Origin of the sequence: Exiguobacterium sp. MMG028, assembly GCF_027947425.1 — a bacterium.
Taxonomy (GTDB): domain Bacteria; phylum Bacillota; class Bacilli; order Exiguobacteriales; family Exiguobacteriaceae; genus Exiguobacterium; species Exiguobacterium aestuarii_A.
This window is the reverse complement of record NZ_JAQJIN010000002.1, coordinates 638,121-664,045: the sequence shown is the minus strand read 5'-3', so window position 1 is coordinate 664,045 and position 25,925 is coordinate 638,121. Positions and strand designations below refer to the sequence as shown.

Genomic DNA, 25,925 nt, shown 5'->3' with positions numbered 1-25,925 from the left:
GAAGAACAAGTCACCACTCCTCGTCGGACTCGGTGACGGCACGTTCAACGTCGTCGCATCGGACGCGATGGCGATGCTCCAGGTGACAGATCAGTACCTCGAGCTCCACGACGGCGAGATCGTCATCCTCACACGTGAGTCGGCGACGATCAAGACGCTTGACGGCGAAGTGCTCGAACGTGCACCGTACACGGCCGAGATCGATGCGTCAGACATCGAGAAAGGTACGTACGCGCACTACATGTTGAAGGAGATGGACGAGCAACCAGCCGTCATCCGCAACATCATCCAGCACTACCAGAACGAAAACGGCGACATCGAACTCACGGACGGCGTGCGCGAGCTCGTCTCGGAAGCGGACCGCGTCTATATCGTTGCGTGTGGAACAAGTTACCACGCTGGTCTCGTTGGGAAACAATTGATCGAGCGCGTCGCAGGTGTACCGACTGAAGTACACGTCGCGTCAGAGTTCGGTTACAACATGCCACTTTTGACAGAGAAGCCACTCTTCCTCTTCATCTCACAATCAGGTGAGACAGCGGACAGCCGTGCCGTCCTCGTCGAAGTGAAAAAGCTTGGCCATAAAGCGCTCACGTTGACAAACGTAGCAGGATCGACACTCTCGCGTGAAGCGAACGAGACGATGCTCCTCCACGCAGGACCGGAGATCGCCGTCGCGTCGACGAAAGCGTACACGGCACAAATCGCCGTCCTCGCGATTCTCGCATACGACATCGCTCGTGCAAACGGGAAGAAACTTCCGTTTGATTTGATGCAAGAGCTCGCGCTCGTTGCAACAACGATGGACTCAATCATGGCACAAAAAGAAATCTTTGAAGAGCTTGCTGATAAGTTCTTGAAAGAATCACGTAACGCATTCTTCCTCGGACGTGGATTGGATTCATATGTAGGTCTTGAAGGCGCATTGAAGCTCAAAGAGATCTCATACATTCAAGCAGAAGGATACCCAGGTGGGGAACTCAAACACGGCCCGATCGCGTTGATTGAAGATGGGACACCAGTCATCACGCTTGTGTCGCAACCAAACACACACCTCAACATTCGTGGAAACATCAAAGAAGTTGTGGCGCGTGGTGCAGTAGCTTGTACGATTTCAATGGAAGGCATGGAGCACGAGAACGATGCATTCGTTCTTCCACGTGTTGAACCACTTCTCACGCCACTCGTGACGGTTCTTCCACTTCAACTCATCTCGTACTATGCGGCACTCGCCCGCGACTGTGATGTCGACAAGCCACGTAACTTGGCGAAGTCTGTAACAGTTGAATAATCATCCATGGCCAGAATCTTTCGGGATTTTGGCCTTTTTTGTTGCAGTCAGTTAACAAATCATCGGAATGCTCTCAAACATGTCTGTTTCCTTGAAAGAGCGGGTACACTCAACGTGAGTATGAATAAAAGGAGAGATTCGATGAAACAGAAGAAATGGATGACGGGCTTAGGTGTCATCGTGCTCGCTACATCGTTAGCCGCATGTGGGGATACGGCGGACGATACATCGATGGAGATGTCAGAAGAACAAAGCATGGATCATTCGGCAATGGACCACTCAGGGTCTGGAGAGATACCGGACGGACTGATGGAAGCGAATGATCCGACATATCCGGTCGGGTCGACAGCGATGATGACAGCGGATCATATGCCGGGGATGGAAGGTGTCGAAGCCACGATTGTCGGTGCGTATGATACGACTGTATACGCAGTCAGTTATACACCGACGACAGGCGGTGATCCCGTAGAGAATCATAAATGGGTGATTCATGAGGAACTCGAGAACGTGGATGACGCGCCATTAGCAGAAGGTGAACAAGTCGTTTTGGCCGCCGATCACATGGAGGGCATGGATGGCGCGGAAGCGACAATTGATATGGCTGAAGAGACGACGGTTTATATGGTGGATTACACGACGGAAGATGGAGAAGAGGTCACAAACCATAAATGGGTGACCGAAAGTGAACTAGAAGCGATGAAGTAAGGAAAGAAGACCTCAAGAAATTTTTTGAGGTCTATTTTTTTCGATAAATATTTATTGATAAACGATAAATAAGGGCGTATGATAAAGGAAATAAAATGAGTGAGGTGTATGACAGGTGAAACGAGAAACCGTCTTTTTAAAACTATCGGTGATTGTCTTAACCCTTCCGATTCTTGCAGCCTGTATCTTTTTACTTCCGTTTCTTTGGCGAGACGCAACCGAGAGCGGGGGTTGGATTGCGAATTCGATGCGTTCGATTGTCGTCGGGATGTATGTGGCGGCAGTTCCCTATTTTGCGGCTCTTTTTCAGACATTTACCTTGCTAGGATTGATTGATCGGAATGAGGCATTCTCCTATGGAGCGGTGAAAGTACTTCGGGTAATCAAGTATTGTGCATTGACCATCACGGTCATCTATACGGCGTTGCTTCCGTTCTTCTATTGGTTCGCCGAGCGTGATGATTCCCCGGGTTTCTTAGTCCTCGGGCTCGTCTTCGTGTTCGCCGCATTTGTCATTGCCGTCTTTGCTGAGTTGTTACAGAAATTATTGAAGCGAGCCATCGATATGAAACAAGAAATCGATTTGACGGTCTGAGGTGAGAAAAATGGCGATGATTGTGAATCTAGATGTGATGTTAGCGAAGCGGAAAATGAGTGTGACAGAGCTGTCGGAACGGGTCGGGATCACCATGGCGAACTTGTCGATTTTAAAGAATGGAAAAGCGAAAGCGATTCGTTTTTCGACGCTCGAAGCAATTTGTGAAGCGCTCGACTGTCAACCGGGGGACATACTAGAATATCGAGCGGACGAACGAGCAGAGTGAATCTCTGCTTTTTTTGTGTGAACATGAAACGTATTTGAACGATATAGCGTATATAAGATAAATCATTCAGGGGGAGACTAGAAAATGGTTCAAACATGGACAGAACGGACACACGAAGCAATTAATGGGAAACGAGGTCTACTGTTAATCTGGTCGTTTCTCTGTGCCGTTATATTAGAATTTAGCGCATTGCTCGATCCGACACTTTACGGGGCGAAAGCCGATTCAGTACAGGCGATTGTATTCCTTTTAAGTACAATTGTTGTATCCTTCATGCTATATCCAATCATCATTGGGTATCACTGGGTCATTCTTTCAATCATTCGCGGACAAGACGCGCAGTTTCGTGATGTGTTTCGACCGATGAAGGAACGATTTGGTAAGCATGTGGCTGCTGTCATCCTACTAGCCATCTTCCAGACGCTTTGGACACTATTGCTCATTGTTCCGGGAATCATGAAATTCTTCTCTTACGCGTTCACGTACTTTATTTTGCGAGATGAGCCAGCATTATCGGTCAGAGAATCGATCACGAAGTCACGCGCGTTGATGCATGGTCGGAAGTGGGACGCATTTAAACTAATTTTGCCGTTCATCCCGATTTATTTGATTGGCTTCACGTTATTTATGGTCGTGAATTCGGTTTTACTTGCCGCATTCTCCCTATCGATTGCGACGATTCTGATTCGTCCATTCGTCGTTTCGCGTTTCGCTGTCATGTATGAAGACTCGCGTCGGGCGTACGACGAACAATGGAACAAACCAGCCTGAAGCATATCAAATAGAGGTTGAAAGGAAAGAGCATGCTACAATCTTCATGAAGGAAAGGGGAAATGCTGAATGAAGATTGGAATCATTGGGGCTGGTCTGAGCGGAATCATCGCAGCGCGTGAACTGATACGTCGAGGTCATACTGTCGAATTAACCGAAAAGAGTCAAAGCGTCGGGGGACGTTTGGCAACTCGTCGAATCGGTGACGGACGAGCGGATCACGGGGCCGTCTATTTCACCGTACGTGGGGAAGCGCTCAAACGCGAGGTACAGTCGTGGATGAGTGCGAACTGGGTACGTGTCTGGTATGCGGACCCTTATCCGCGATACGTGGGGACGGATGGCATGAATGGACTCGCCAAGCATCTTGCTGAGGGATTGACGGTACACTTGAATGAACATGTGGAGCACGTTCACATAGAAGAGGATAGTACCATCAGCGTGAAGACAGATGTGACGAGACGTTCATACGACCAAATCGTGATGACGGCACCGCTTCCGCAATCGTTCGAATTACTCGGGAGTTTGGTTGATCAGGTCACACCTTCCTTGCGACGTCTCGTGTATGCGCCGACGTTCGTTGGTCTCTTCGAATGTACGGGTGATGTACAGATTGGGGAAGATGGGATTCTCGATCATGACCTGACACCTGGATTGTTGAAGGTGATCAATAATCAGCAAAAAGGAATCACTGCGACCTCGCTCATCAGCGTCTATATGGAAGAAGCGTGGAGTGAGGAGTGGTATGAGCGACCGGAAGAGGAGACGCTTGCAGAAGTTGAGCGGTTATTCCGGGAGGAAGTACGCGATATCGACATCGTGTCACGGCAGTTGAAACGGTGGCGCTATGCGCAAGCGAAAGACGTGTGGCATGAACCGTTTTATCGAGTAAGCCATCAGCCCATCTATTTAGCTGGCGATATCTTTCTTGAAGCGGATGATCCATCCGGACGAACTCGATTTGAGAGTGCCTATTTGTCTGGATTACGTGTGGCAGAAGCCATTGAAAAGAACATAGGTCGATGAGGACACCCCTTATCGGTCTTTTTATTTGACGTTATTTAGTTTAGGACATAAACTATAACCATCTAGTTTAGGGGGTAAACTAAAAATGAAAGCATTGATGCGCGAAGCCGTGCAGTTATTTGAAGAAGTGATGTTCCATGGGACGGAACATGTCATCGAAGCGATGGAAGGGGATGTATGGCGTGAATATTCACGTGAACAACTCCAACTCTTAAAGCTGCTCGATCAATTCGGACCGACGCCAGCTGGACAGTTGGCACAAAAGCAAGGTGTCCATAAAAGTGCGGTCTCGAATCGACTCAAAAAACTGGTCGAAAAAGAACTTGTCACGAGTCGACGTGGACAAGACCAGCGCGAACGATTGATTGAATTGACCTCAGAAGGAAAGCGGCTCGTCGAGGAAGTGGACGGTGCCGTCTATCGATATGTAGAATCCCTCATCGATGGAGAAGTAGACGAAATTGAAATTGAGCAATTTGTCCGGACGTTCCGGAAAATAAAACAATTGCTCCGAATCGGGGAGGAATAACGCATGCATAAAATCATTCAATGGCGTTGGGGAATCCTCATTTCCCTCATCGTATTGACGGCGGCACTATTTGTCGTAGCGCCGAACTTAACAAAGCAAGCAGAAGAAGCTGGTAGTTTTCAGCTAGCGGACGATATGGACTCTCAGCGTGCACAAGCGATTTTAGATGAGGCCGGGAAGAGTGATAAAACCATCTCGCTCGTCTACGAGTTCGAGTCGATTGGCGAGACCGAGCGAACGGATGTCGCTCGTGTCATCGAAGAGCTTAGACAGGATGAAACGGTCGTGACCGATGTTCTCGATCCGTTTGAAAGTGAGGAGACAGAGGCACAGCTCGTCTCAGAAGACGGACGCATCGTCCTCGTCCCGATCACGGTCGAAGGTACGACAGAAGAAATCAATGCGTTTGCTGATGATGTCCGTGAAAACGTGCTTCCTCAAGAGGAAACAGTATATATCACTGGAGAAGAAATCATTAACAATGATGTGAACTTGAGTGCCCAAGAAGGATTGAAAAAGACGGAAATCATCACGGTCATATTGATTTTTGGATTGTTGCTCCTCGTGTTCCGTTCTATCGTGACACCGTTCATTCCACTCATCGCGGTCGGCTTCACGTATTTATTGAGCCAATCGTTTGTCGCGTTCTTTGTGGATTGGTTCGGATTCCCGGTATCGAACTACACACAAATATTCCTCGTGGCCATCTTGTTCGGGATTGGGACAGACTACTGTATCCTACTTCTTAGCCGTTACAAAGAGGAGCTGAGTGCGGGGCATGCGATTGAAGACGCAATCGTCAACACGTACAAGACGGCAGGACGGACGGTCTTGATCAGTGGGCTCGCGGTCTTCGTCGGTTTCGCGGCCATCGGATTTGCAGATTTTCCAATCTTCAAATCAGCCGTCGCCGTCGCAGTCGGGATTGCGGTGTTGCTGTTGATTCTCTTCACGGTCGTCCCATTCTTTATGGCGACGCTCAAGCAACGACTGTTCTGGCCATCGAAGAAAGCAGGCGAGCATCATGATAGCAAGCTCTGGGCTGGATTGAGTCGATTGTCGGTCAATCGCCCGTTCGTATCGATTTTGGTCGTTGGATTGATCACGGTGCCAGTCCTGTTCACGTATGACGATGCCCGTTCGTTCAATACGGTCGATGAGATTGGAGACGGGTACGATTCGGTTCGTGGACTGAATTTGATTTCAGAAGGGTTCGGTCAAGGGGAATCCCTTCCGGTACAAATCATTTTGAAACAAGATCAAGCCATTACAGAATCGGAAGTCCCATACATTGAAATGTTCGCAAGTGAGCTCGAAAAAGTCGATGGAGTGAGCGGCGTGCGTGCCCTCACACGCCCGACTGGTGAAGTCATCGACGATTTCTATGTCGACACGCAACTCGGTGAACTCAGTGAAGGCTTGTCTGACGCACAGACGGGTCTCGGTGATGTCCAGGCCGGATTAGGTGAAATTGAGCAAGGGCTAAACGCGGTCGTCGGACAATTGCCAAGCGGTTCAACCAATGCCGGGGCACCGCTTGCAGAAGCAGCAGCTGGGCTGAATCAGTTAAACGGTCAACTTGGTCTCATTGGGCAAGGATTGACAGCGACTCAAAACATCCCTGCTGCAGTCGGACAGCTCGGTCAAGTGTCGGCAGGGCTCACACAAATCGAATCGGGCATCAGTGAAGCCGCGTCTGCATTGAATGCGCAAGGATCTCAGGTTGGTGAACTTAGCACCGGACTATCGCAACTCGCGACAGGTGTCGGCGAAGCGAACGACGGATTAGGACAAATCGAGTCGGGCCTCGGCGAAGCGGTTTCGTTCTTGCAACAGTTGAGTGAAGCAGATTCGCTCCGTGAGACAGGCGTCTATCTTCCTGAAGGGACACTCACATCAGATGAGTTTTCACCTGCCGTCGAACGCTACGTCTTTGACGAAGAGACAGCGACTCAGCTCGAGGTCGTATTAGAGATGGATCCGTACTCACCAGAAGCGATTGATGTCGTCGAGACGATTAAAGAGACGATGGACCGTTCTGTGGCAGGGACACCATATGCAGATGCGACCATCGGATACGCTGGGATCTCAAGCATCAACAGCGATTTGAATGAAACATCTACGAACGACTTCAATCGGACGGTAGCCATCATGCTCGTGACGTTGTTCATCGTCTTGACGGCATTGTTCCGCTCGATGATCATGCCGCTCTATATGATTGCTTCGCTTCTCTTGACGTACTATACGTCAGCAGCGATCACAGAGCTGATCTTTGTGGAAGGTCTTGGCTATGACGGAATCAGCTGGGCCGTTCCGTTCTTTGGATTCGTCATGTTGATTGCACTCGGAATTGACTATTCCATCTTCCTACTGGATCGATTCCGGGAAGAGACGATCAATGGGAAGACGGTCCGTGATGCGCTCGTCTATTCGATGACGAAGATGGGTACCGTCATTATGACCGCTGCAGTGATCCTCGCCGGGACGTTCGGCGCCATGATTCCGTCAGGCGTGCTCAGTCTCGTTCAGATTGCGACCATCGTCATTACTGGTCTGTTGCTATACGGATTGATTGTATTGCCACTCTTGATTCCAGCCATTACGATTTCGTTTGGTGACGGTGTATGGTGGCCGTTCCGACAAAAGAAAAAGTCATAAACAGAAACGGATGTCTCGTACGATGAGATATCCGTTTTTTGGGATAGATTGCGGTAGATTCGGGAACAGAAAGGCAGGTCCATTATCGAAGGAGGAATACTGTATGGAAATCGTCATTACTGCAATCTTGAAAGCTCATCCTGGTAAAGAAGAAGCGTTACGTGAGGCGCTACACCGTGTGATTCCACCGTCACGAGCGGAAGAGGGATGTCTCGCGTACGTTCTTCACGAAGCAATCGATGCGCCAGGAACGTTTGTCTTCTATGAAAAGTATCAAGACGAAGAGGCGCTCGATCACCACATCCATTCATCGCATTATCAGGCATATCGTGATGAAGCTGGGGAGCTTCTCGCCGTGCGTGACGTCTATCGTTTGCATGAAGTCTGAAAGGAGACTTTCTCATGATTACGCAACCTGTGATCCCATGTATTTGGTTTGAGGAGAACGTCGAGGAAATCGCCAAGTGGTATGTCTCCATCTTTCCAGATTCGTTTGTCGACTATACGACGAAATTTTCAAGCTCGCCAGCAGGCGAGACGACGATTGTGACGTTATCGCTCGCTGGACAGTTCTTTCAGTTACTCGGGGGAGGTACGACGCAAGAACGAAATCCGTCCATTTCCTATATGGTATCGCTCCCGACGACAGAAGAAATCAATGCGCTATGGGAACGATTATCTGACGGAGCGGATATCTTGATTCCATTAGATACGTACGACTTCAGCCAGCGTTATGGATGGTTGAAGGACCGTTACGGGGTTTCTTGGCAAATCATGCATGATGGGGGGATGGACATTCAGCTCGTGACGCCATGCCTCTTATTTGTCCAGAATGCGTTCGGTCGCGCCGAGGCGGCGATGAACGATTGGATTTCCATTTTCAAAGATTCGTATGTATTGGACGGACATACGGTACGATACACGGAAGAAGACGGGGATGAGCTCAACGGGAAAATCAACTATGCCCGCTTCGTCTTATCCGGCCGAGAATTTGTCGTGATGGATAGTAATGAGAATCATATGTTTTCATTTAACGAAACACAGTCGCTCATCGCTTTTTGTGAGACACAAGACGAAGTCGATACGTACTGGGAGCGGTTATCGGCTGTACCGGAAGCAGAGGAGTGTGGGTGGCTGAAAGATCGCTACGGCGTCTCGTGGCAAATCATTCCGTGGGAAATGGAAGAGATGATGACGGTCGGTTCGCAAGAGCAGATTGAACAAGTCGTACAGGCGTGTCTGCCCATGAAAAAACTCGATATCGCGACGTTGCGTAAAGCCTATTAAACAAACCTCCCGAGACAAATAGCTCGGGAGGTTTTTCATGGACTCATTTGTGAGAGGGCATCTTTCTCGATGATGGTATCCGAGAGACGGAGCTGGCTGGCCGCACGGTCAATGTAAGGGGCGCATCGATCGAATGCGACCGGTTCTTCCGTCTCGACGGAATAGCATGTGCCGTTACCAGAACGTTCGGTCAAGTCTGGTTCATAGTAATGGTCTTCATATCGGAAAGCGCCCGTCCGAAAGACGGTCAAATTCGGCGTATCATTCAAGAGGGAGTCGCCAAGCATATACGCCGGGGAGATTCCAAGTACATCGAGAATCGTCGGTGCGATATCGATTTGTCCACCGCTCGCCTCCATGACTTTTCCTGTCGTCAATCCTGGTGGTTTGATGAAGAGAGGGACAGCACGGTCGAGTTGAAACGCGTCAACCGTTGAGTCCACTTCTTCGATGGTAGCCATTTCTTCTCCAGGTGCCGTCAGACCGCTATCATGGTCACCATACATGACGAGAAGCGTCTCATCCCACAACCCATCTTGTTTCAATCGTTCGATGAACTGACCGACCGCCGCATCGACGAAATGAACGGTATGGTAATAGTTTTCGAGAAGCGGGTCGTCAATTTCTGACAGGTCCAATTGTTTCTGGTCCTCCGGAATGTCGTACGGCGTATGACTCGTCAATGCGACTAAAAACGCATAAAACGGTTCATCCAACTCTTCCATGAATCCGACGGACGTATTCAAGAATTCCTGGTCGTTGAGTGCCATCCCGATGATGCCTTGGTCGGGGTAGTCTTTGTCGCTAAAGAAATGATTGAATCCGATATTGTCATAAAAATCATCCCGATTCCAAAAGTCTTTACGGAAGGAGTGCATGGCTGCCGTATCATAGCCGGCCTCGTTCAAGGACTGAGAGAGCGCGCTAAATTGATTTCCCGGGAAACGTGTGTACACTGAACCGGATTTGACAGGGTAGAGTGACGTGTTGACGATGAACTCCGCATCGGATGTCCGCCCCTCATGCGTCTGATGATACACGTTCGGGAAATAGAGCATGTCACGTCGCAATCGATTTAAGTTCGGTGTCAATTCCTGTCCATTGATGCGTTGATCGATGACAGATGTTTGGAACGATTCGAGTTGTAGGACGATGACGTTTGTATCCGGACTCGGGGCACTTAATTCTTGATAAGAGAGTGCTTGGATTTGAGAACGCTCCTCGTCTGTCAGGGCTTCGTTCCATCCCATCGCACGTTCGACACCTCGAGCGACATCCATCGCGTGATAGCCCCAATAACCGAGATGATAGTATTCACGCATATTCGAGATTGGGTCGTCTGCAATCCATTTTTCTCCGCGCTGATAACTGAGGGTGAGCGGAATCGTGAAGAGAAGAAATCCGAGTGCGAAGCCGGCAATTGCCAATCGTCTTCCGTTCCGCTTCGCTTCACGGACAGGGTGATACTTGATGTAACGTAAAATCAAGCCGTAGATGATGAGGTCGATGAAGAAGAATGCATCAATCGGGCGGATAAGCGTCAAGAAGCCACCCCCGACATCTCCCATCTGTCCGATATCAGACAGTAAGGCGACAGATAATAAGTCTTCAAAATAGCGATAGTACCAGACGTCCGAGACGAGTAGGGTACTATGTAAGAACAGAGAAACGTATAAAATCCATCGACGAATCGGGTAAGACACGGCGAGTGCCCAGCTCGTCAGGAGTAGAATCGTCGCCAAATTGATGAGGAAAAACGAGAAGTCGAACGCCGTCGCGGTCAACCAGCTAAAAAAGAAGAGCTTTGCCAGGGAGAGTGACAAGTAGCTCCAATAATCGAGATATTTGATCATGAACAACACATCCTTTTCATACCCATTCCCGATGAGGTGAGTGAGGGAAACGTGAAGATGTGTCCAACAAAAAAAGAGGCACGGGGCCTCAGTTAATCAGAAACGTATCGCGCAATTCGATGATGGTTCCTTCCGGTGCTTTCAATTTACTTAAATGACCGTCGACGACGAAGTAGATGTTGCCACCGTGCTTCGGCAAGAACGTGACACCGAGCTGTTCGAGTCGAGCGACTTCCGCTTCGAGATCATCCACATAGAGGGCGAAATGGACGGGACCGGCCGCATGTTTCGAATAGTCTTGTAACGTTTCATCCGTTTTAGCAGTCTGGAGCTCGATATAAAAATCTCCGAGTTTGAGCCAACTATTGAAGTCACGTGTGTGGAAGTTTGGCGACTCTTGGACGAGCTCAAAACCGAGCGCTTCGTAAAATGACTTTGATGCGGCATAATCTGGTGTTTGGATACAGATATGGTGAATTTGTTTCATTAAGACTTTCCTTTCGTTTGTAGGTCGTTCACGCGATTGCGGTGGAACGGGGAAGTCATATCTTCCGAGATAAGACTGATCGTATGGCCATCCGGGTCCACTACGTCAAAACAGGACATGCCTCCGAAATCGTGAAGCGGTGTCGCAATCAACCCTGCTTGTTCGAACGATTGATACGCGAACTGGATGTCTTCACAAATGACGTTGAAATAGACATGGGCTTGTCCTGACGCATCTTTGAACGTTACGGATTGTGGTGACGAGGTTTGGATCAATCCGAGCTGAGTCGAACCGCCTGGTAGACACAAACCGATGCCTCCTTCCCAGCGACCAATTTCTTGAGCATCAAAATAAGTGGTATACCAGTGTAGGGACCGTTCTACATCTGATACGGGAATGAAGATACTTCCGATTCGGAACATGTGATAACCTCCCTTTCTATTTCTAGTGTAGCGAATGCATGGTCTCGAAGATACGGGGGGAGAAACTTTTTACGGGAGAAAGCGTATGAAAGAGAGAGAAAATCAATGAGGTGAAAGCATGAAAGGAAATGAAATCACGATTCAACCGATTGATGCACTCAATCGAGAGGCAATCATTGCTCTGACAGTGGACGAGAAACAATCACGGTTCATCGAGACAAATGCCGAGTCGCTTCAAGAGATGGTCGAGGATACGAAATATAATTGGCAGAGCTATGCATTTTATGACGGTGCGCAACCGGTGGGTTTCATGATGGTCGGAGCAGAAAATCAGACAGAACGCTATGTGTGGCTCGATCGTTTCATGATGGATCAACACGAACAGGGGAAAGGCGTCGGGACGAAGTGTCTACGCATCGCAGTGGCATTTATCCAGACAGAGTACGATGTGGATGATATCATCCTGAGCCTCCATCAAGAGAATGAAGTCGCGAAACGATTTTATGCAAAGAACGGCTTTGTCGACAGCGGCTTAATCGATGAATCGAACGGCGAAGCAATCTGGGTCTATCACACAAAAAACCGACCGTCATGAGTCGGTCGGATTCCTAAATCAAAATACGTTATTTGAGTATGCTCGGTCGCAACTGTTTGACACGTGATAAGACGAGCCAACCGAGAAGCGCGCCTGTCAAACTAGAGGCAAGGAACGCTGGAACGAAGAAGAAGGCACCGAACGTCGAACCCATCAACAGTTTCGCATACGGGACGGCAATCAACGAGGCGATGACACCGGTTCCGATGATTTCTCCGAGAGCGGCAGCATAGACGCGATTCGTGCGAACGAAGAACATACCAGCAAGAAGTGCACCAATCATGCCACCGGGGAACGCGAGAAGTGACCCTGTGCCGGTCATGACGCGAATGAGTCCGGTCACGAATGCGACGAGGACGGCTCCGATTGGGCCGACGGTAACTGCGGCAATCACGTTCACCATATGTTGAATCGGATAAGCGCGGGCGACACCTGTAGGAATCGAGATGAACATCGAGCCGACGACGGCGATGGCAACGAGCATTGCCATCCAAGTGAGTTGTTGAATACGCATGAATAGTCTCCTTTCAAAAATAAAAACGCCACGTTTCCAGACGGAAAAATGGCGTGGACATACAGAGACGTATCCCAAGCCACTTCCCTACGCTGGTATGAGCCAGATCAGGTTCGAAGGGTCCGGCACAAATGCCGTCTCAGCCCGAAGGCTCCCCTAGTGGTCGTTTATTGACTTGAGTATAGCATAGCTAAAATCGGAAGGGGGGTGAACTTATCCCTCATTCTTGGCTAACAGGTCCTCATAGTCCTTCTCGCTCCAAAAGAGCGGTGAGATGGATTCGGGACCTTTTAAAATTTCTCCATCCTGGTCGTATACGATGGCATACCCGCTCTCGACATCGAACACGAACAAGTCGGCAGTGACTTCGGTCACGCCATTCCCGGCGATAATCACATCGTCGATTGGTTCCCGTGCCAGTTCGACACCTGCTTCATCGAGTTCGACGAGGAGGGCTGACGTGTAGGCGTGACGGTCATAGACCGATTGAAATTCATCCTGCGTAAGGACGACATCGGTAGGAGGGGCACTCGTTCCGAATTTCCGATTCTCTATCTCTTCGACATACTGAAGGAAAGACTCCTCTTGCCAAAACAGCGGAGCGACCGACTCGGAACCGTTGATCAACGTCCCGTCCTGACTGTCGAATACCGTGGCATACGTCCCGTCGTCGAGCTTGAACGGATAAATATCTGCATATGTGTGCTCGAGACCATTGCCGGCGATGATGACGCGTTCAAACGTTTCGCGGAACGGTTTGATGCCTTGTTGTTCGAGCGCAGCGAGGAGCGGTTTCGTTTGTTCATATTGGTCATAGACGTCTTTAAAGTCTTCACGTGTCCATTCTGTGATGGGTTCATCCGGTGATTCGATTGGAATCGGATTGTCTGCCACCGTATCCGTACAACCCGTCAGTAAAAGTGCACTTAATCCGAACATCGCCCATCGTCTCATGATTTCATCCCCTCAACTTACATTTTCCACCATTTTATCATTCATGACGAAAAAGCAGAACCTGTGCACATTCTCACTCGGGGTGAGGGCGTGTTGTGTAGGAATCGAGTGTATTCTTAAAGTGGAGTGTGTCTTCTTCAGAAATCGTTACTCCTGAGGATGTGCCGTAGCGAACCGCATGATAAACGGACGGATTCATCGGTAAATCGATGCGTCGGAACCACTCTTGCAGTGTCTCATGAGCACGCAATCGCTTGGCTGGTACGAGAGATTGGTTGAATGTGATCAGTGCATCGCGAATCGGGACGTTCGTGAACGCTGTGAGCGTCGAAACGGACGAAGCGTTTTCGTGTTGTAGCGATTCGACAAGCTGGTCTGCGTTTGAATCAACATGATCTCGTGCGCGAACCACACGTCGTTTCCGTTTTAGATAGATATAAAAGGACAGGCAACCGAGCGCAAGTAAAGCGACGAATAACCCGAGATTTCGTCGTGTGGATTCTCCAGATTCCGTGATTCTCTCAAAAAAGTTAAGCTTTCCTTTTCGAGGATCTAATTCATACGGGTAATCTGCTTTGGATTCACCAATTAAAATTCCATCATCTTCATCCGATAAGAGATCAGTCGGAGGACTATTATTTTCCTCGACCGGTATCGTTTCCGGGTTATAGAGCCACTCGAATACACTCGTCGCAATCACCATCATCGTGAACGTGCCGATGAGTGTGGTGGCAATCATGAGAAAAAACTTGTTCGTCCAGCGCAAGAAGTTACCTCCTTTTTGAATGTTCAGACTATTTGTTGTTTATCTTACCATAAAAAGGTAAAGTTTGATTAAGACAAAAAATGGAGGTCATCATATGGGCATGGAACAGGTCATCAAACAGTTGAACGAGGTGTATTTAGGCAAAGAGGATGTCGTACGTCTCTGTTGTACGGCGTTACTCGCGGAAGGACATATTTTGTTAGAAGATGTTCCGGGAACGGGGAAAACGTTACTGGCCAAGGCGATTGCAGCTAGCTTCGACGGCGCGTTTTCTCGGATTCAGTTCACGGCCGATTTGTTACCGTCTGACGTGATTGGCGCAGATTATTTCAACATGCAGACCCAGACGTTCGACCATCGACAAGGACCGATCTTTGCGAATATCGTCTTGATTGATGAAATTAACCGAGCGGTCCCACGAACGCAGTCCGCCTTGCTCGAGGCGATGGAAGAGCAGCAAGTCTCCATCGGGGGAGAGACGTATCCGATGCCAAAACCATTTTTCGTCATCGCGACGCAAAACCCGATCGAATCGGCCGGGACGTTCCCGTTACCGGATGCCCAGCTCGATCGCTTCTTGATTTCAATTCCAGTCGGTTACCCTGATGTCGCGGAAGAACGGGAGCTCCTCTTGCAAGTCATGCGTCAAACACGGAAAATCGTGGAGGCGGTCGCGACGTTAGACGAGTTACGCCGCGCACAAGAAGAAGTGAAGCAAGTATCGATTCAAGATGACGTTCTCGATTATTTACTCGGGCTCGTCCATGCGACACGAGAACATCAATCTGTCGAGGTCGGTGTCAGTCCACGAGGAGCCGTCGCGCTCATGCGGGCGTCTCAAAGTTATGCCTATCTGAACGATCGATTGTATGTCATTCCGGAAGATGTGAAAGCCGTGGCACCTTATGTATTGGCACATCGCCTGACGTTGACGCTTGAAGGAGGCATCAAATCAACGAAACAGGACATCATCCGTTACATCTTAGACACCGTTTCTGTTCCGGTCGAGGGTTGACGATGACGTTCTCGACACATAACGCCCTACAGAAACAATGGATTACGGTCTATGGATTCGCTGGGGTGATTCTCGTATTCGTCCCGTACATGGAGATTGTCGGATATGCCCTCTGTTTACTTGCGGGCATCGTCTGGTTCTTCGAATGGACGCGGAAACAGTTAGAGCGAGCCCTTCGTCTTCATATACATACACACGAATCTCTTCTCTTTGTTGGGGATGAGACGGAAGTGCAAGTGATGCTAGACGGAAGTGAAACCCTCGAACGACTCGGGCTTCCGGTTCGCGTTCGTCTGAAATCCAATACAGCGCTTAGCTTTCCAGACCACGATCGTTCCCCAACTAGTTTAGATATGACGTTACGGACGGATCAGGCCCGTCACGTGCTTCGTGTTCAGGCCGAATTTCGGGGACCGGCTTATATCGAAGAGTGTGTACTCGCTGTGACGCTCCCGTTTCATCTCGGGACGTATCTTCTTGAGTGTCCCATCGAGAAACGGTGGACGGTGCTGCCATCCCTCACGTTACATCCTCCGGTCGGTACGAAACGATTAGCACTCGGTGACCGTCCTTTGACCGCATCGCCTCTACGGAATCCATTACAGATTCTAGGTTCGAAGCCTTACGAAGGAGAACCGGTCAAGGAGATTGACTGGGTCGCGACGGCGAAGCTCGGACGTATTCAGTCCAAAGTCTTTCAAAAGACATCACTCGATACGTTCACGTTCGCAGTCGATTTGAGTGGACCGTCCGGCTATACGTTGCATCACGATTTTGAGTCGATCATCAGCCAAGTCGCGTACGTGACGACCCGACTCTTAAAAGAAGAGTGTAAAGTCGAGCTGTTCATCAACCGTTTCAATGGTGAAGGGAAGATGGAGCATATCTCCCTTCAGGAAGGAGAACGAGGGACACGGATCATCCTCATGTTGCTGGCCGACCTTCATCCCGGAAACCGCTTCATCTCGACAGACGCGTTCGTCCGAATGGTTGAACGGAAACGTTTGAAACAAAGCCATCTCGTCTGGTTCAATCAGCATAACCTGTACGACTAACAAGGAACTTTCCTTCTTCTGGCGAACTGTATCATACAGAGATGACCGAAAGGGAGAGATCCATATGGCAAAACGGAAGTATGCGAATCGACGAGACTGGGAGCGAATTTTAAAGAACCGTTATGCGCAAGAACGCGTTCAGACGGAACAATTTTCAGGGGTGGTTGCCTTATTCCAAATCGATGAGGTTCGAGCGCCACTATATAAAAAACATAAAGGGGAAGAATTTATTGTGGCGGATGCCGGTTTTAGTTGGCTCCAATATTTCCCGGACAATGAACCGTTCGGTGTGACGGCGATGATCAATCCAGAAGGTGAAATCGTGCAGTGGTATATCGACCTCGTCGACCGGATCGGAGACGAGGATGGCATCCCGTATATGGACGACTTGTTGCTCGATATTCTCGTGTTTCCGAATGGGGACATCGTCAAAAAGGATGAAGATGAGTTCGAAGAGGCGACCGAGAACGGCGAATTGACACCTGAACAAGTCGAGCGGGGATGGCGTGAGTTTGAAACGACACTCGAACGGATCAAACGTGGAGACTTCGTCTACTTTGATTTGGCAAAAGGACATTACGAACAGTTAAAACAAAAGCTATGAGTGGATTCACTCTCTCTGCTACAGTAAGAGCGTAGGAGGGGGAGTTTTTTATGAAAGAAATTGAAATCGAGACGTGGGCGCGACGAAAACACTTTGAGTTTTTCAAAGCGTTTGACGCGCCGCATGTTAACGTGACGGCGAACGTAGATGTGACAAATCTCTATACATATGCGAAAGCGAGCAATCAATCGTTCTTCAAACTCTTTTTGTACGGTGCGGTGAAAGCGGCGAACGCGATTCCGGAATTGCGCTATCGGATCCGTGGTGAAGCGGTCATCGAACACGAGGTGGTCCACCCGTCGTTCACGGTCATGTTAGACGAAGATGTCTTCAACTTTTGTGCGGCCACGTTCAGTGAAGATTTACCGACGTTCTTACAGGAAGTGACGACGCGGATGGAGCAAGCTGCTGACGAAGTCGTAGTTGGGGATGACGAGCCCGACGACTTACTGTATATCACGAGTGTGCCGTGGGTCACGTTCACAAGCATCATGCACCCGACGCATCAGCAACAACATGACAGCGTCCCGCGCATCGCCTGGGGCAAGTTTGAGCGTCAAGGAGAGCGTCTAAGGATGCCGTTATCCGTTCAAGCCCACCACGCACTCGTCGATGGGGTGCATATCGGCAAGTATTATGAAGCGCTCCAATCATGGTTAGACCAAGATTTCGCTCAGGAGGTGACCGACGTGACAGAAGAAAATGAGTTTAACCGAGCAGTACGTCTCCGTGAAGAGGGACAGCTCGAGCAGGCGAAGCAACTGTTTTTATCGCTCTTACGGAAGGATGAGAAGAATCCTAGACTTCATGCGTACTGTGCATGGTGTTATGACTCGCTCGGTGAAGAGCGTCAAGCGGTACCGCATTATGAGCGGGCCATCCGACTCGGATTGACGGGAGATGAGTTGGCGGAATCGTATCTCGGACTCGGTAGTACGTATCGGGCACTTGGTCGATACGCGGAAGCGGAACGGTTATTTGCAGAGGCAATCGAACATTTCCCGAATCATGGGGCGCTCAAAGTGTTTCAGGCGATGACTCACTATAACGTCGGCCGTCATGAAGAAGCGACGAGCGCGTTACTCGAGCTGCTTGCCAGTCCAAAACCGGACGAAAGCATCGCAAGGTACCGTCGTGCCATCGCGTTCTACGCACGGAATTTGAACGAAACATACGAGTAAAGGAGAATGACATGATTTCATTACGACCGATCGATGCACAAAATTGGTATACATGCTGTCACTTGGCACTGAGTGAACAACAGCAAACATATATGGAGCCGAATGCGATTTCGTTACTCCAGGCGATGTACGAACCGACGCTACACCCGCGCGCCATTTATGAGGAAGAGACGATGGTCGGCTTCCTCATGTACAACACGGAGCCAGAAGAGTTGGATGCATGGTGGATTTATCGAATCATGATTGACCATGCTCATCAAAGTAAAGGAATCGGTCGACAAGCGACAGAGCTGATGCTTGAAGAAATCGGAGAAGGGAAATCAATCGTTGTCGGGTATCATCCTGAGAACGAGGCGGCCCATCACTTATACGAAAGCTTAGGATTCGTCGATGAAGGACACCGATTCGGTCGTGAGATGGCTGTGATTCGTCGAGGAGAATAAGGCAGGAGAACCCTGCCTTGTTTTTTTAAAATCAAATCGATTGACGGCAAAATCGTCACGTGATATATTTATCTCGAATTAAAGATATTTGAATTTAAGTTAATGACTCTCTTGGACAAAGGAGGGAGACAGATGGAACCATCTGATGCATTAAAAACGATTACTGTGCTGTTACGCGCCTCTCAGTCGTTACAGGACCTGGTGAAACAGGAAGTAGCGTCTTACGGATTGAACGCGACCGAATTCGCGGTACTCGAGTTTTTATATCATAAAGGGGATCAACCGATTCAAGTCATCGGAAAGAAAATCCTTCTCTCGAGCGGCAGCATGACGTACGTCGTGGACCGGTTAGAAGAGAAAGGGTATCTCGTCCGAAAAGCTTGTCCGAGCGATCGCCGCATCACATATGCCGCGTTGACGAATGACGGAGAGCACTTGATGCAAGATATTTTTCCGAAGCATACGGAGCATATGAATGCATTGTTTGAAGGATTGTCTCTGACAGAAACGATTGAACAGTTGAAACAAATTGGGAAGCGGGCAGAAGCCGCAAAAAATTTTAATCATGTATCTTGAAATCAAGATATAAAAGGAGAGAGAACGATGAACCACGTAAAAGGAATTCACCACGTCACAGCGATTACAAGTAGTGCCGAAAAAAACTATGATTTCTTCACCCATATTCTTGGGATGCGCTTAGTGAAGAAAACAGTCAATCAGGACGACATTCAAACGTATCACTTATTTTTTGCAGACGATAAAGGAAATGCCGGTACAGACATGACCTTCTTCGACTTCCCGGGTATCCCGAAAGGCAAGCACGGAACAAATGAAATCGCGAAGACGTCGTTCCGTGTGCCGACAGATGAAGCGTTGACGTATTGGGTCCGTCGCTTCGACCGTCTCGGTGTCGAACATGAAGGGATTCAAGAACAGTTCGGGAAAAAGACGCTCTCGTTCATCGATTTCGACGAACAGGCGTATAAACTCATCTCGGATGAGTTCAACGAAGGGATCGCATCAGGAGAGCCGTGGAAGAACGGTCCAATCCCGCTTGAGTACGCCATCACAGGACTCGGTCCCATCTTTATTCGAATTGCCGACATCACGTATTTCAAACAAGTGATGGAGCAAGTGATGCTATTTAAAGAGATTGCAAGAGAAGGTGATGTCTATCTCTTTGAAGGAGGTGAAGGTGGAAACGGAGCGCAAGTGATCGTCATTCATGACGAGACATCTCCACAAGCGCGTCAAGGGTTCGGTACTGTGCATCACGTCGCATTCCGTGTCGAAGACCGTAGCGTCCTCGATGAATGGACAGCACGTCTCCAACAGTTCGGTTTGCCGACTTCTGGCTATGTCGACCGCTTCTTCTTTGAATCGTCTTATGCGCGTGTCGCACCGCAAATCTTGTTTGAATGGGCGACAGACGGACCTGGATTCATGGGAGACGAGCCGTATGAGACGGTCGGTGAGAAATTGTCACTCCCGCCGTTCCTCGAAGCGAAACGTTCGCAAATCGAGGCGATGGTACGACCAATCGATACGGTCAGAAGCACGAAAACATTTGAGAAAGAATATGAGGGCATGAAATGAGTTTCTTGAATCGCTTATTTGGAAAATCAGATGAATCACAACATAACCAAGGAGGAACTACTATGTTAAACATCGGAATCGTACTCGGATCAACTCGTGAAGGTCGCGTCAGTCCACAAGTCGGGGAATGGGTGAAAGAACTCGCCGACAAACGTGGCGATGCCAACTATGAAGTCATTGACATCGCAGACTACAACTTGCCGCTTCTCGGTGAAGCTGGTCAAGACGCATCAGGTGCAGCGGCCTGGTCGGAGAAAATTGCGCAAATGGACGGATTCATCTTCATCGTCCAAGAATATAACCATTCCATCTCAGCATCTCTTAAAAACGCACTCGACTACTTACGCGTCGAATGGAACAACAAAGCAGCTGGAATCGTCTCATACGGTTCTGTCGGTGGAGCACGTGCAACAGAGCATTTACGTGGCATCTTGAGTGAATTGTCAATCGCTCACGTACGTGTCCATCCTGCACTCTCACTCTTCACGGACTTCGAGAACGGCACGCATTTCGCACCGAAAGATGTGCAAGCACAATCGGTCAACGACATGCTCGACCAACTCCTTCCGTGGACGGAAGCGATGCAATCGGTCCGTACAAAAGCCGGAGAAGTTGCAAACAATTAACAAATCGCGAAGCCAGCCTGAATTCAGGCTGGTTTTTGTGCGTTTTCAAGTTGATTGCGCTAAAGTGGAGAAGAATGGAAAGAAAGGATGGATTCGATGGTGACACGAAAAATCATCGCAGCTTCCTGGACCGTACCACTCTATGCGCTTCTTTTAAGCATCGTTGAATTTTCGCAACAAACCCTTATGGAAACTTCATTTTTAGAGAGCGTATCGGGATTTCTTTTATTGTGTACGATTTACATGGCATATAGTTTCCCTATTATTTTGACATATGGTGTCGTGACATCATGGTTTAGCGATTGGGTCGCAAAGCGATTCAGTTCAGAACGCATACAGTCGTTCACTTCGATCGTTTTACATATTCTATTTGGGCTCGTCTTGTCATGGTTGAGTCTTCTCGCAGCCATCTTGTTCTTCCTGATTGATCGTCGATTGATGAATCGGATGACCTTGACCAAACGAGCTGCTATCAAAAGTTTTTTCATCCCGATCGGGTGTTTGCTTGTCATGATGGGAAGCGTGTATCTGATTGGGGTCGTTCAAGATTTTTTCGTTCGATTCAACTCCATTTAGGGAAACGAACAAGGACAACCTTACATAAGGAGGGGTAACCATGAGATGGATGATTTACGGGGCGAACGGATATACAGGGGAGCTGATTGCCCGTCAGGCTGTCAGTGACGGATTGCGTCCGATTCTTGCGGGTCGCACTGGGCGTGAGATTCATCGACTCGGAGACGAGCTCGACTGCGAGACATCGATTTTCGCATTAAGTCGTGAGGCGGCAATCAAAGCGCTTCGCGATGTGGACTTAGTACTTCACTGTGCGGGTCCGTTCACGGATACGAGTCAAGTGATGATCGAGGCATGTCTGGAAACGGGTACGCATTACTTGGATATTACCGGGGAAATCGATGTGTTCGAATATGTCCATTCCAAACAACGGGCGGCTCAAGCGAAGGCGCGAGGTGTCATTCTATGTTCTGGCGTTGGATTTGACGTCATCCCGACCGACTGTGTCGCGCGAAAATTAAAGGAACTCTTACCGGATGCGACATCACTCGCCCTCGGATTTTCGGCAGCAGGTGGCATCTCACCAGGAACGATGAAGACGGCTGTTCGTGGACTTGGGTCGAGTAGTGTGGAGCGCGTGAACGGAAAGCTATCACCGTTCCCAATCGGGGCAAAGCGCAGGACAATTGATTTTGGGCGAGGAAGCCGCACCGCGATTGCGATTCCGTGGGGAGACGTTTCGACCGCCTACTATACGACGGACATCCCGAATATTACGACGTGGGTGCCAGTGCCGACAGCGGCAGCCTATGTGGCACGCGTTTTGTCTTGGTTCAGTCCCATTCTTGGGAAAGTTGCTGTGCAGCAGCGATTGCTGCGTTATGTTGATGAGAACGTATCGGGACCGAATGAAGCCGAACGCGAAAAAACCTCGACGTATGTATGGGGAGAGGCGACAAATGAGGAAGGGCGCAAGATCGTCGTTCGCATTCAAACGGCGAGCACGTATGCCTTCACTGTTTACGGTGCACTCGCCGTCGTCAACCGATTGCTCGGTTCCGGTCGGATGCTTGCCGGAAGTTTCACACCGGCCATGTTGTTTGGATCACATTTCATCGAAGAGATCCAAGGTTCGTCTTCATTCACGATTGATGAGATTCGTCCATGAGCCGAGAAACGTGGGATTTACTAGACGAAAATCGGCAACCGCTCGGACGAACGCATTTTCGCGGAGATGAACTGGAACCGAATACGTTTCACACAGTCATCGAAGTATTCACATTTGATCCGGATGGTAAATTGTTACTCTCGAAGCGCCATCCCGATAAGAAATATCCTCTTCTTTGGGAAGGCACGGGTGGCTCGATTTTAACGGGTGAGACGAGTCGACAAGGTGCGGTCCGTGAACTCCAAGAAGAATTAGGACTAACCGTCGACCCCGAACAGTTGCGTTTCGTGACGACAATCAAGCGCGGGACGTACTTCTTAGATGTGTATGTCTACACGAGCGAGCAGCCGATTGATGTAAATCAACTTTCCTTACAAATCGATGAAGTGGTCGATGTGAGATTAGAGGAGTGGGACACGGTGCTCGATTCTGTTGAGCTCGTGCCTACTGTCAAAGAACGGTTGATCCAGTACGGGCACTTGATTCGAACGTGATATGCTACACTCAACATGGAAAAGCAAGGGAGGGAACAAAGTGAAACGTTTAGAATTGGCACGACGCATCGAAAGCATTAAAGCAGAGGGAACGTCTGCTTATATTCGACACCGCAAACAAACCCCTCCCTATGAAGGTGCGGAGTTGCACGTAGAAGGTAAGGGGCACGTGTTCAAAATGGGGAATATGAGCTTTGCAGTTGGGTTCGGACTCAATCGACCGACAAGCTTTTACGATCTGCACCAGATGGAAAAGTGGGTGCGTGGAAAAAATGTGTCCCGACTACATATCGAAGTTTGTCCGTTAGCGGACGATTCCTTACTGCGCTTACTGCAAGAACGTAACTATACGCTCGATCACTTTTTAGACGTATGGACGTTAGATGTGACGCAATATGACGGACCGCCTGCTTCGAATCAAGTGGAAAAGGTGCAAGATGAGACGCTCCATGAATGGGCGCACGCGATTGCGGCCGGATTTGCCGAATCTGGAACGATTCTTCAAGAGACGGTCGATACGGCGAAAGGATTTTATGCGCTACCGAGTAATCATGCTTATCTCGTTCGGGAAAAAGACACTGTCGTAGCGGGTGGGATTCTCGCCACGCAAGACGGAATCGGGGAACTGTTTCTGACGAGTACCGTACCGTCTTACCGTCAAAAAGGCTATCAAACCCAACTCATTTTAGAACGAATTGCCGAAGCGAAAGCGCTTGGCTGTGACGTACTCACCGTCACGACGAAGGTCGACTCAGCTTCAGGGCGAAATATGGAACGACTCGGGTTTCAACCGTTTTACCAAAAAGCGGTCATGAAAAGTCCGATTCTCAAATAAAAGCAGACCACTTCGCATGAGGTGGTCTGCTTTTCGATTACAAGAGAGATTCAGCACCGTCAACGTACACTTCAGAACCGGTGACGTGGCTCGACATGTTGCTCGCAAAGAATAAGACGACGTCAGCGACTTGTTTCGCGGCACCGGACTTTCCGGCAAGCGGTTGGTTGCCGAGCGGATACTCGATAGGGATGACGATTTCTTCTAGCAATGCATCGTCTCGATTGGTCGAATCGTCGATATTCGTATCGATGGCCCCTGGGCAAATGGAATTCACGCGTATTCCGAATTGCGCGAGCTCCGCAGCTGCCATTTTCGCAAATCCGGTCTGACCTGCTTTCGTCGTCGCATAGCCACTGAAACCAAAGTTTTTAAAGTATCGATTGCCGTTGATTGACGAAGTGATGATGATACTGCCACCATTCTCTTTCAAATGAGGAATGGCATGTTTGACGGTCAAAAACGTTCCCGTCAGATTCGTCTCCACGACACCATTCCAGTCTTCAATGGACAAGTGTTCAATTGGTGTGATGGTCCCGTTTCGTCCGGCGTTCGCGAAGACGATATCGATTTGTCCGAATCGTTCAATCGTCCGTGCATACGCTTCTTTCATCGCGGCTTCATCCGCAACATCGGCGCTGATGCCGATGGCCCGTTCCTCTCCGACGAGACTGGCGAGACGCATCGCGTCTTCTTCATTCAAGTCGAGAATGGCGACTTTCGCACCCGCTTGGATGAAACGGATAACTGCGGCACGTCCGATACCGGAAGCCGCTCCAGTGACGAGCGCTACTTTTCCAGATAGTAATTTATTTGAAATCAATCCGATCACTCCTTTTTATGACTCTTTCTCATATTCCACAGTTCTGGAAAAGTTACGCTTCATTTCAGAAAATCATGGTGATGTGACTTCAATCGTCCGTGCGATGTTCAAGTTGGACTCCGTGGGGATAACCTCGATGGTGACGAGCTGACCGCTTTGTAATCCTTGTACGCTATTGGCGATGCCCGTCACTTCGGTTTGGTCGTTGATTAAGATGACGCGCAACGTGACTTCTTCTGAGGATTCAGTGGATTCAATCAATAGCTGAGGGATGTCGACCCGTTCAATTTGGCCTTCGACCACATTGTCATTCCATGTACTCATCCAATACATGACGATTAAAAAAAGACCGAGAAAGACTAGGGCAAAGGTTAACCGTGCACTCATGCGCAACCCACTCCTTCATTGTCCGGCATCGCATCTTGTCTAATTTACCTTTACCCGGAAATTCTCTCAATCCTTGAAAAAATAGTAGGAATCTCAAGAAAAATGGGGAATAGAAAGAAAAACGAAAAGGTGAGGTGCGGGCGAATGTGGATGATGATTGCGGCGCTAGGATTTGTTGCTTGTGTATGGATCGCGTTTGGATGGTTTACAATCGGCAATTCGGGGCGACGAGTACGTGGAGGACTCTTTTCGCTAAGTATGACCTGTCTGTTTGCGCCACTCTTCCTTGTGAAGCTAGGAGAACAATACGGATTTATCGGGGTTCAAATAGGACTGACCGTCTTATTTGGTTTACTAGCGGGTGCCTTTTTCTTCGTGGCGCTCGGCTGGACGGGGCGACCGACGAAAGTTCGAAAAATAAGAACGTTATCAGAAGACCCTGATTTATTTTAAAGGTTGATTCACTAATCCTACGGTATAATGCCTCATAAAGACATCGT

Annotated in this window: 32 protein-coding genes and 1 riboswitch; of the genes, 24 read left to right on the top strand and 8 right to left on the bottom strand. The window is 49.1% G+C overall.

Annotated features, from left to right (window positions below):
• From glmS to PJK55_RS10585, 10 genes are all read left to right on the top strand, one after another.
• Positions 1–1,291 (top strand): glutamine--fructose-6-phosphate transaminase (isomerizing) (gene glmS, locus PJK55_RS10630; protein WP_271305778.1); only part of this gene is annotated, 1,291 nt, incomplete at its 5' end.
• 141 nt (positions 1,292–1,432) lie between these two features.
• Positions 1,433–1,996 (top strand): YdhK family protein, encoded by a 564-nt coding sequence (locus tag PJK55_RS10625; protein WP_271305777.1) that lies wholly within the window; start codon positions 1,433–1,435, stop codon positions 1,994–1,996.
• A 115-nt stretch (positions 1,997–2,111) separates the two neighbouring features.
• Positions 2,112–2,591 (top strand): DUF2975 domain-containing protein, encoded by a 480-nt coding sequence (locus tag PJK55_RS10620; RefSeq protein WP_271305776.1) that lies wholly within the window; start codon positions 2,112–2,114, stop codon positions 2,589–2,591.
• Between the two features lie 10 nt (positions 2,592–2,601).
• A complete protein-coding gene (locus PJK55_RS10615; RefSeq protein WP_012727632.1) occupies positions 2,602–2,820 on the top strand; it encodes a helix-turn-helix domain-containing protein in 219 nt (72 codons plus the stop codon).
• A gap of 84 nt (positions 2,821–2,904) precedes the next feature.
• The gene (locus PJK55_RS10610; protein ID WP_271305775.1) at positions 2,905–3,591 is read left to right on the top strand and encodes a DUF975 family protein; all 687 of its coding nucleotides are present in this window, start codon (positions 2,905–2,907) and stop codon (positions 3,589–3,591) included.
• A gap of 69 nt (positions 3,592–3,660) precedes the next feature.
• Complete coding sequence (locus PJK55_RS10605) at positions 3,661–4,617, top strand: NAD(P)/FAD-dependent oxidoreductase (RefSeq protein ID WP_271305774.1); 957 nt, start codon at positions 3,661–3,663, stop codon at positions 4,615–4,617.
• An 85-nt stretch (positions 4,618–4,702) separates the two neighbouring features.
• Positions 4,703–5,146 carry a MarR family winged helix-turn-helix transcriptional regulator gene (locus tag PJK55_RS10600; protein WP_214785181.1) on the top strand — a complete coding sequence of 148 codons (444 nt, stop codon included), beginning with the start codon at positions 4,703–4,705 and terminating at the stop codon, positions 5,144–5,146.
• 3 nt (positions 5,147–5,149) lie between these two features.
• A complete protein-coding gene (locus PJK55_RS10595) occupies positions 5,150–7,804 on the top strand; it encodes an MMPL family transporter (RefSeq protein WP_271305773.1) in 2,655 nt (884 codons plus the stop codon).
• Positions 7,805–7,907: 103 nt separating this feature from the next.
• Positions 7,908–8,192, top strand: a complete 285-nt coding sequence (locus tag PJK55_RS10590; RefSeq protein WP_214785177.1) for a putative quinol monooxygenase — start codon at positions 7,908–7,910, stop codon at positions 8,190–8,192.
• Positions 8,193–8,206: 14 nt separating this feature from the next.
• Positions 8,207–9,091, top strand: coding sequence for a VOC family protein (locus tag PJK55_RS10585; RefSeq protein WP_271305772.1), 885 nt, complete (start codon positions 8,207–8,209; stop codon positions 9,089–9,091).
• A gap of 35 nt (positions 9,092–9,126) precedes the next feature.
• On the opposite strand, the gene PJK55_RS10580 is transcribed toward PJK55_RS10585, so the two are convergent.
• The 3 genes from PJK55_RS10580 to PJK55_RS10570 form a co-directional block, all read right to left on the bottom strand.
• Entirely contained in the window at positions 9,127–10,944 is a 1,818-nt protein-coding gene (locus PJK55_RS10580; RefSeq protein ID WP_271305771.1) for an LTA synthase family protein, read from the bottom strand.
• Positions 10,945–11,032: 88 nt separating this feature from the next.
• A complete protein-coding gene (locus PJK55_RS10575; protein WP_214742322.1) occupies positions 11,033–11,431 on the bottom strand; it encodes a VOC family protein in 399 nt (132 codons plus the stop codon).
• Entirely contained in the window at positions 11,431–11,853 is a 423-nt protein-coding gene (locus tag PJK55_RS10570) for a VOC family protein (protein ID WP_271305770.1), read from the bottom strand. The genes PJK55_RS10575 and PJK55_RS10570 overlap by 1 nt, the downstream gene beginning before the upstream one ends.
• Positions 11,854–11,971: 118 nt before the next feature.
• Here PJK55_RS10570 and PJK55_RS10565 point away from each other — a divergent pair, with 118 nt between their 5' ends.
• Entirely contained in the window at positions 11,972–12,448 is a 477-nt protein-coding gene (locus PJK55_RS10565) for a GNAT family N-acetyltransferase (protein ID WP_271305769.1), read from the top strand.
• Positions 12,449–12,476: 28 nt separating this feature from the next.
• Here PJK55_RS10565 and thiW read toward each other — a convergent pair whose 3' ends face one another.
• The 3 genes from thiW to PJK55_RS10550 form a co-directional block, all read right to left on the bottom strand.
• Entirely contained in the window at positions 12,477–12,962 is a 486-nt protein-coding gene (gene thiW, locus PJK55_RS10560; protein ID WP_271305768.1) for an energy coupling factor transporter S component ThiW, read from the bottom strand.
• Between the two features lie 67 nt (positions 12,963–13,029).
• Positions 13,030–13,130: riboswitch (TPP riboswitch) on the bottom strand.
• Positions 13,131–13,175: 45 nt separating this feature from the next.
• On the bottom strand, positions 13,176–13,916 hold the full coding sequence (locus PJK55_RS10555; RefSeq protein ID WP_271305767.1) for a hypothetical protein: 741 nt from the start codon (positions 13,914–13,916) through the stop codon (positions 13,176–13,178).
• A gap of 73 nt (positions 13,917–13,989) precedes the next feature.
• Positions 13,990–14,682 (bottom strand): hypothetical protein, encoded by a 693-nt coding sequence (locus PJK55_RS10550; RefSeq protein WP_271305766.1) that lies wholly within the window; start codon positions 14,680–14,682, stop codon positions 13,990–13,992.
• Positions 14,683–14,776: 94 nt separating this feature from the next.
• Here PJK55_RS10550 and PJK55_RS10545 point away from each other — a divergent pair, with 94 nt between their 5' ends.
• The 12 genes from PJK55_RS10545 (at position 14,777) to PJK55_RS10490 (ending at position 24,215) form a co-directional block, all read left to right on the top strand.
• A complete protein-coding gene (locus PJK55_RS10545) occupies positions 14,777–15,697 on the top strand; it encodes an AAA family ATPase (RefSeq protein ID WP_271305765.1) in 921 nt (306 codons plus the stop codon).
• 2 nt (positions 15,698–15,699) lie between these two features.
• The gene (locus PJK55_RS10540) at positions 15,700–16,752 is read left to right on the top strand and encodes a DUF58 domain-containing protein (RefSeq protein WP_271305764.1); all 1,053 of its coding nucleotides are present in this window, start codon (positions 15,700–15,702) and stop codon (positions 16,750–16,752) included.
• Between the two features lie 64 nt (positions 16,753–16,816).
• A complete protein-coding gene (locus tag PJK55_RS10535; protein WP_271305763.1) occupies positions 16,817–17,356 on the top strand; it encodes a DUF402 domain-containing protein in 540 nt (179 codons plus the stop codon).
• A 50-nt stretch (positions 17,357–17,406) separates the two neighbouring features.
• The gene (locus tag PJK55_RS10530; protein WP_271305762.1) at positions 17,407–18,537 is read left to right on the top strand and encodes a tetratricopeptide repeat protein; all 1,131 of its coding nucleotides are present in this window, start codon (positions 17,407–17,409) and stop codon (positions 18,535–18,537) included.
• 11 nt (positions 18,538–18,548) lie between these two features.
• Positions 18,549–18,980, top strand: coding sequence for a GNAT family N-acetyltransferase (locus PJK55_RS10525; RefSeq protein WP_271305761.1), 432 nt, complete (start codon positions 18,549–18,551; stop codon positions 18,978–18,980).
• Positions 18,981–19,112: 132 nt separating this feature from the next.
• On the top strand, positions 19,113–19,556 hold the full coding sequence (locus PJK55_RS10520) for a MarR family winged helix-turn-helix transcriptional regulator (protein WP_214785152.1): 444 nt from the start codon (positions 19,113–19,115) through the stop codon (positions 19,554–19,556).
• Positions 19,557–19,583: 27 nt separating this feature from the next.
• Positions 19,584–20,576 (top strand): ring-cleaving dioxygenase, encoded by a 993-nt coding sequence (locus PJK55_RS10515; protein ID WP_271305760.1) that lies wholly within the window; start codon positions 19,584–19,586, stop codon positions 20,574–20,576.
• The gene (locus PJK55_RS10510; protein WP_074035419.1) at positions 20,573–21,202 is read left to right on the top strand and encodes an NADPH-dependent FMN reductase; all 630 of its coding nucleotides are present in this window, start codon (positions 20,573–20,575) and stop codon (positions 21,200–21,202) included. The genes PJK55_RS10515 and PJK55_RS10510 overlap by 4 nt, the downstream gene beginning before the upstream one ends.
• Before the next feature lie 96 nt (positions 21,203–21,298).
• A complete protein-coding gene (locus PJK55_RS10505; protein WP_271305759.1) occupies positions 21,299–21,778 on the top strand; it encodes a hypothetical protein in 480 nt (159 codons plus the stop codon).
• A gap of 40 nt (positions 21,779–21,818) precedes the next feature.
• Positions 21,819–22,886: a saccharopine dehydrogenase family protein gene (locus PJK55_RS10500; protein ID WP_271305758.1), complete on the top strand. Its 1,068-nt coding sequence runs from the start codon at positions 21,819–21,821 to the stop codon at positions 22,884–22,886.
• Positions 22,883–23,380, top strand: coding sequence for an NUDIX hydrolase (locus PJK55_RS10495; RefSeq protein ID WP_271305757.1), 498 nt, complete (start codon positions 22,883–22,885; stop codon positions 23,378–23,380). Before PJK55_RS10500 ends, PJK55_RS10495 begins: the two co-directional genes overlap by 4 nt.
• Before the next feature lie 40 nt (positions 23,381–23,420).
• Positions 23,421–24,215 carry a GNAT family N-acetyltransferase gene (locus PJK55_RS10490; RefSeq protein WP_271305756.1) on the top strand — a complete coding sequence of 265 codons (795 nt, stop codon included), beginning with the start codon at positions 23,421–23,423 and terminating at the stop codon, positions 24,213–24,215.
• 37 nt (positions 24,216–24,252) lie between these two features.
• Here the strand turns inward: PJK55_RS10490 and PJK55_RS10485 are convergent, their stop codons facing one another.
• Positions 24,253–25,038, bottom strand: coding sequence for an SDR family oxidoreductase (locus PJK55_RS10485; RefSeq protein ID WP_214695037.1), 786 nt, complete (start codon positions 25,036–25,038; stop codon positions 24,253–24,255).
• 72 nt (positions 25,039–25,110) lie between these two features.
• Positions 25,111–25,425, bottom strand: a complete 315-nt coding sequence (locus PJK55_RS10480) for a hypothetical protein (protein WP_271305755.1) — start codon at positions 25,423–25,425, stop codon at positions 25,111–25,113.
• Between the two features lie 144 nt (positions 25,426–25,569).
• Between PJK55_RS10480 and PJK55_RS10475 the strand changes: the two genes are divergently transcribed.
• The gene (locus tag PJK55_RS10475) at positions 25,570–25,878 is read left to right on the top strand and encodes a hypothetical protein (protein ID WP_271305754.1); all 309 of its coding nucleotides are present in this window, start codon (positions 25,570–25,572) and stop codon (positions 25,876–25,878) included.
• The last annotated feature ends 47 nt before the right edge of the window (positions 25,879–25,925 follow it).

What these genes read in the sequence shown, in the direction of transcription:
- PJK55_RS10505 (WP_271305759.1), top strand. Translation starts at nt 21,299, where the DNA reads ATGGTGACACGAAAAATCATCGCAGCTTCCTGGACCGTACCACTCTAT.
- PJK55_RS10475 (WP_271305754.1), top strand. Translation starts at nt 25,570, where the DNA reads ATGTGGATGATGATTGCGGCGCTAGGATTTGTTGCTTGTGTATGGATC.
- PJK55_RS10555 (WP_271305767.1), bottom strand. Translation starts at nt 13,916, where the DNA reads ATGAGACGATGGGCGATGTTCGGATTAAGTGCACTTTTACTGACGGGT.
- PJK55_RS10520 (WP_214785152.1), top strand. Translation starts at nt 19,113, where the DNA reads ATGGAACCATCTGATGCATTAAAAACGATTACTGTGCTGTTACGCGCC.
- PJK55_RS10500 (WP_271305758.1), top strand. Translation starts at nt 21,819, where the DNA reads ATGAGATGGATGATTTACGGGGCGAACGGATATACAGGGGAGCTGATT.
- PJK55_RS10540 (WP_271305764.1), top strand. Translation starts at nt 15,700, where the DNA reads ATGACGTTCTCGACACATAACGCCCTACAGAAACAATGGATTACGGTC.
- PJK55_RS10510 (WP_074035419.1), top strand. Translation starts at nt 20,573, where the DNA reads ATGAGTTTCTTGAATCGCTTATTTGGAAAATCAGATGAATCACAACAT.
- PJK55_RS10615 (WP_012727632.1), top strand. Translation starts at nt 2,602, where the DNA reads ATGGCGATGATTGTGAATCTAGATGTGATGTTAGCGAAGCGGAAAATG.
- PJK55_RS10480 (WP_271305755.1), bottom strand. Translation starts at nt 25,425, where the DNA reads ATGAGTGCACGGTTAACCTTTGCCCTAGTCTTTCTCGGTCTTTTTTTA.
- PJK55_RS10570 (WP_271305770.1), bottom strand. Translation starts at nt 11,853, where the DNA reads ATGTTCCGAATCGGAAGTATCTTCATTCCCGTATCAGATGTAGAACGG.
- PJK55_RS10530 (WP_271305762.1), top strand. Translation starts at nt 17,407, where the DNA reads ATGAAAGAAATTGAAATCGAGACGTGGGCGCGACGAAAACACTTTGAG.
- PJK55_RS10605 (WP_271305774.1), top strand. Translation starts at nt 3,661, where the DNA reads ATGAAGATTGGAATCATTGGGGCTGGTCTGAGCGGAATCATCGCAGCG.
- PJK55_RS10565 (WP_271305769.1), top strand. Translation starts at nt 11,972, where the DNA reads ATGAAAGGAAATGAAATCACGATTCAACCGATTGATGCACTCAATCGA.
- PJK55_RS10625 (WP_271305777.1), top strand. Translation starts at nt 1,433, where the DNA reads ATGAAACAGAAGAAATGGATGACGGGCTTAGGTGTCATCGTGCTCGCT.
- PJK55_RS10545 (WP_271305765.1), top strand. Translation starts at nt 14,777, where the DNA reads ATGGGCATGGAACAGGTCATCAAACAGTTGAACGAGGTGTATTTAGGC.
- PJK55_RS10595 (WP_271305773.1), top strand. Translation starts at nt 5,150, where the DNA reads ATGCATAAAATCATTCAATGGCGTTGGGGAATCCTCATTTCCCTCATC.
- PJK55_RS10525 (WP_271305761.1), top strand. Translation starts at nt 18,549, where the DNA reads ATGATTTCATTACGACCGATCGATGCACAAAATTGGTATACATGCTGT.
- PJK55_RS10495 (WP_271305757.1), top strand. Translation starts at nt 22,883, where the DNA reads ATGAGCCGAGAAACGTGGGATTTACTAGACGAAAATCGGCAACCGCTC.
- PJK55_RS10575 (WP_214742322.1), bottom strand. Translation starts at nt 11,431, where the DNA reads ATGAAACAAATTCACCATATCTGTATCCAAACACCAGATTATGCCGCA.
- PJK55_RS10600 (WP_214785181.1), top strand. Translation starts at nt 4,703, where the DNA reads ATGAAAGCATTGATGCGCGAAGCCGTGCAGTTATTTGAAGAAGTGATG.
- PJK55_RS10535 (WP_271305763.1), top strand. Translation starts at nt 16,817, where the DNA reads ATGGCAAAACGGAAGTATGCGAATCGACGAGACTGGGAGCGAATTTTA.
- PJK55_RS10610 (WP_271305775.1), top strand. Translation starts at nt 2,905, where the DNA reads ATGGTTCAAACATGGACAGAACGGACACACGAAGCAATTAATGGGAAA.
- PJK55_RS10515 (WP_271305760.1), top strand. Translation starts at nt 19,584, where the DNA reads ATGAACCACGTAAAAGGAATTCACCACGTCACAGCGATTACAAGTAGT.
- PJK55_RS10580 (WP_271305771.1), bottom strand. Translation starts at nt 10,944, where the DNA reads ATGATCAAATATCTCGATTATTGGAGCTACTTGTCACTCTCCCTGGCA.
- PJK55_RS10585 (WP_271305772.1), top strand. Translation starts at nt 8,207, where the DNA reads ATGATTACGCAACCTGTGATCCCATGTATTTGGTTTGAGGAGAACGTC.
- thiW (WP_271305768.1), bottom strand. Translation starts at nt 12,962, where the DNA reads ATGCGTATTCAACAACTCACTTGGATGGCAATGCTCGTTGCCATCGCC.
- PJK55_RS10590 (WP_214785177.1), top strand. Translation starts at nt 7,908, where the DNA reads ATGGAAATCGTCATTACTGCAATCTTGAAAGCTCATCCTGGTAAAGAA.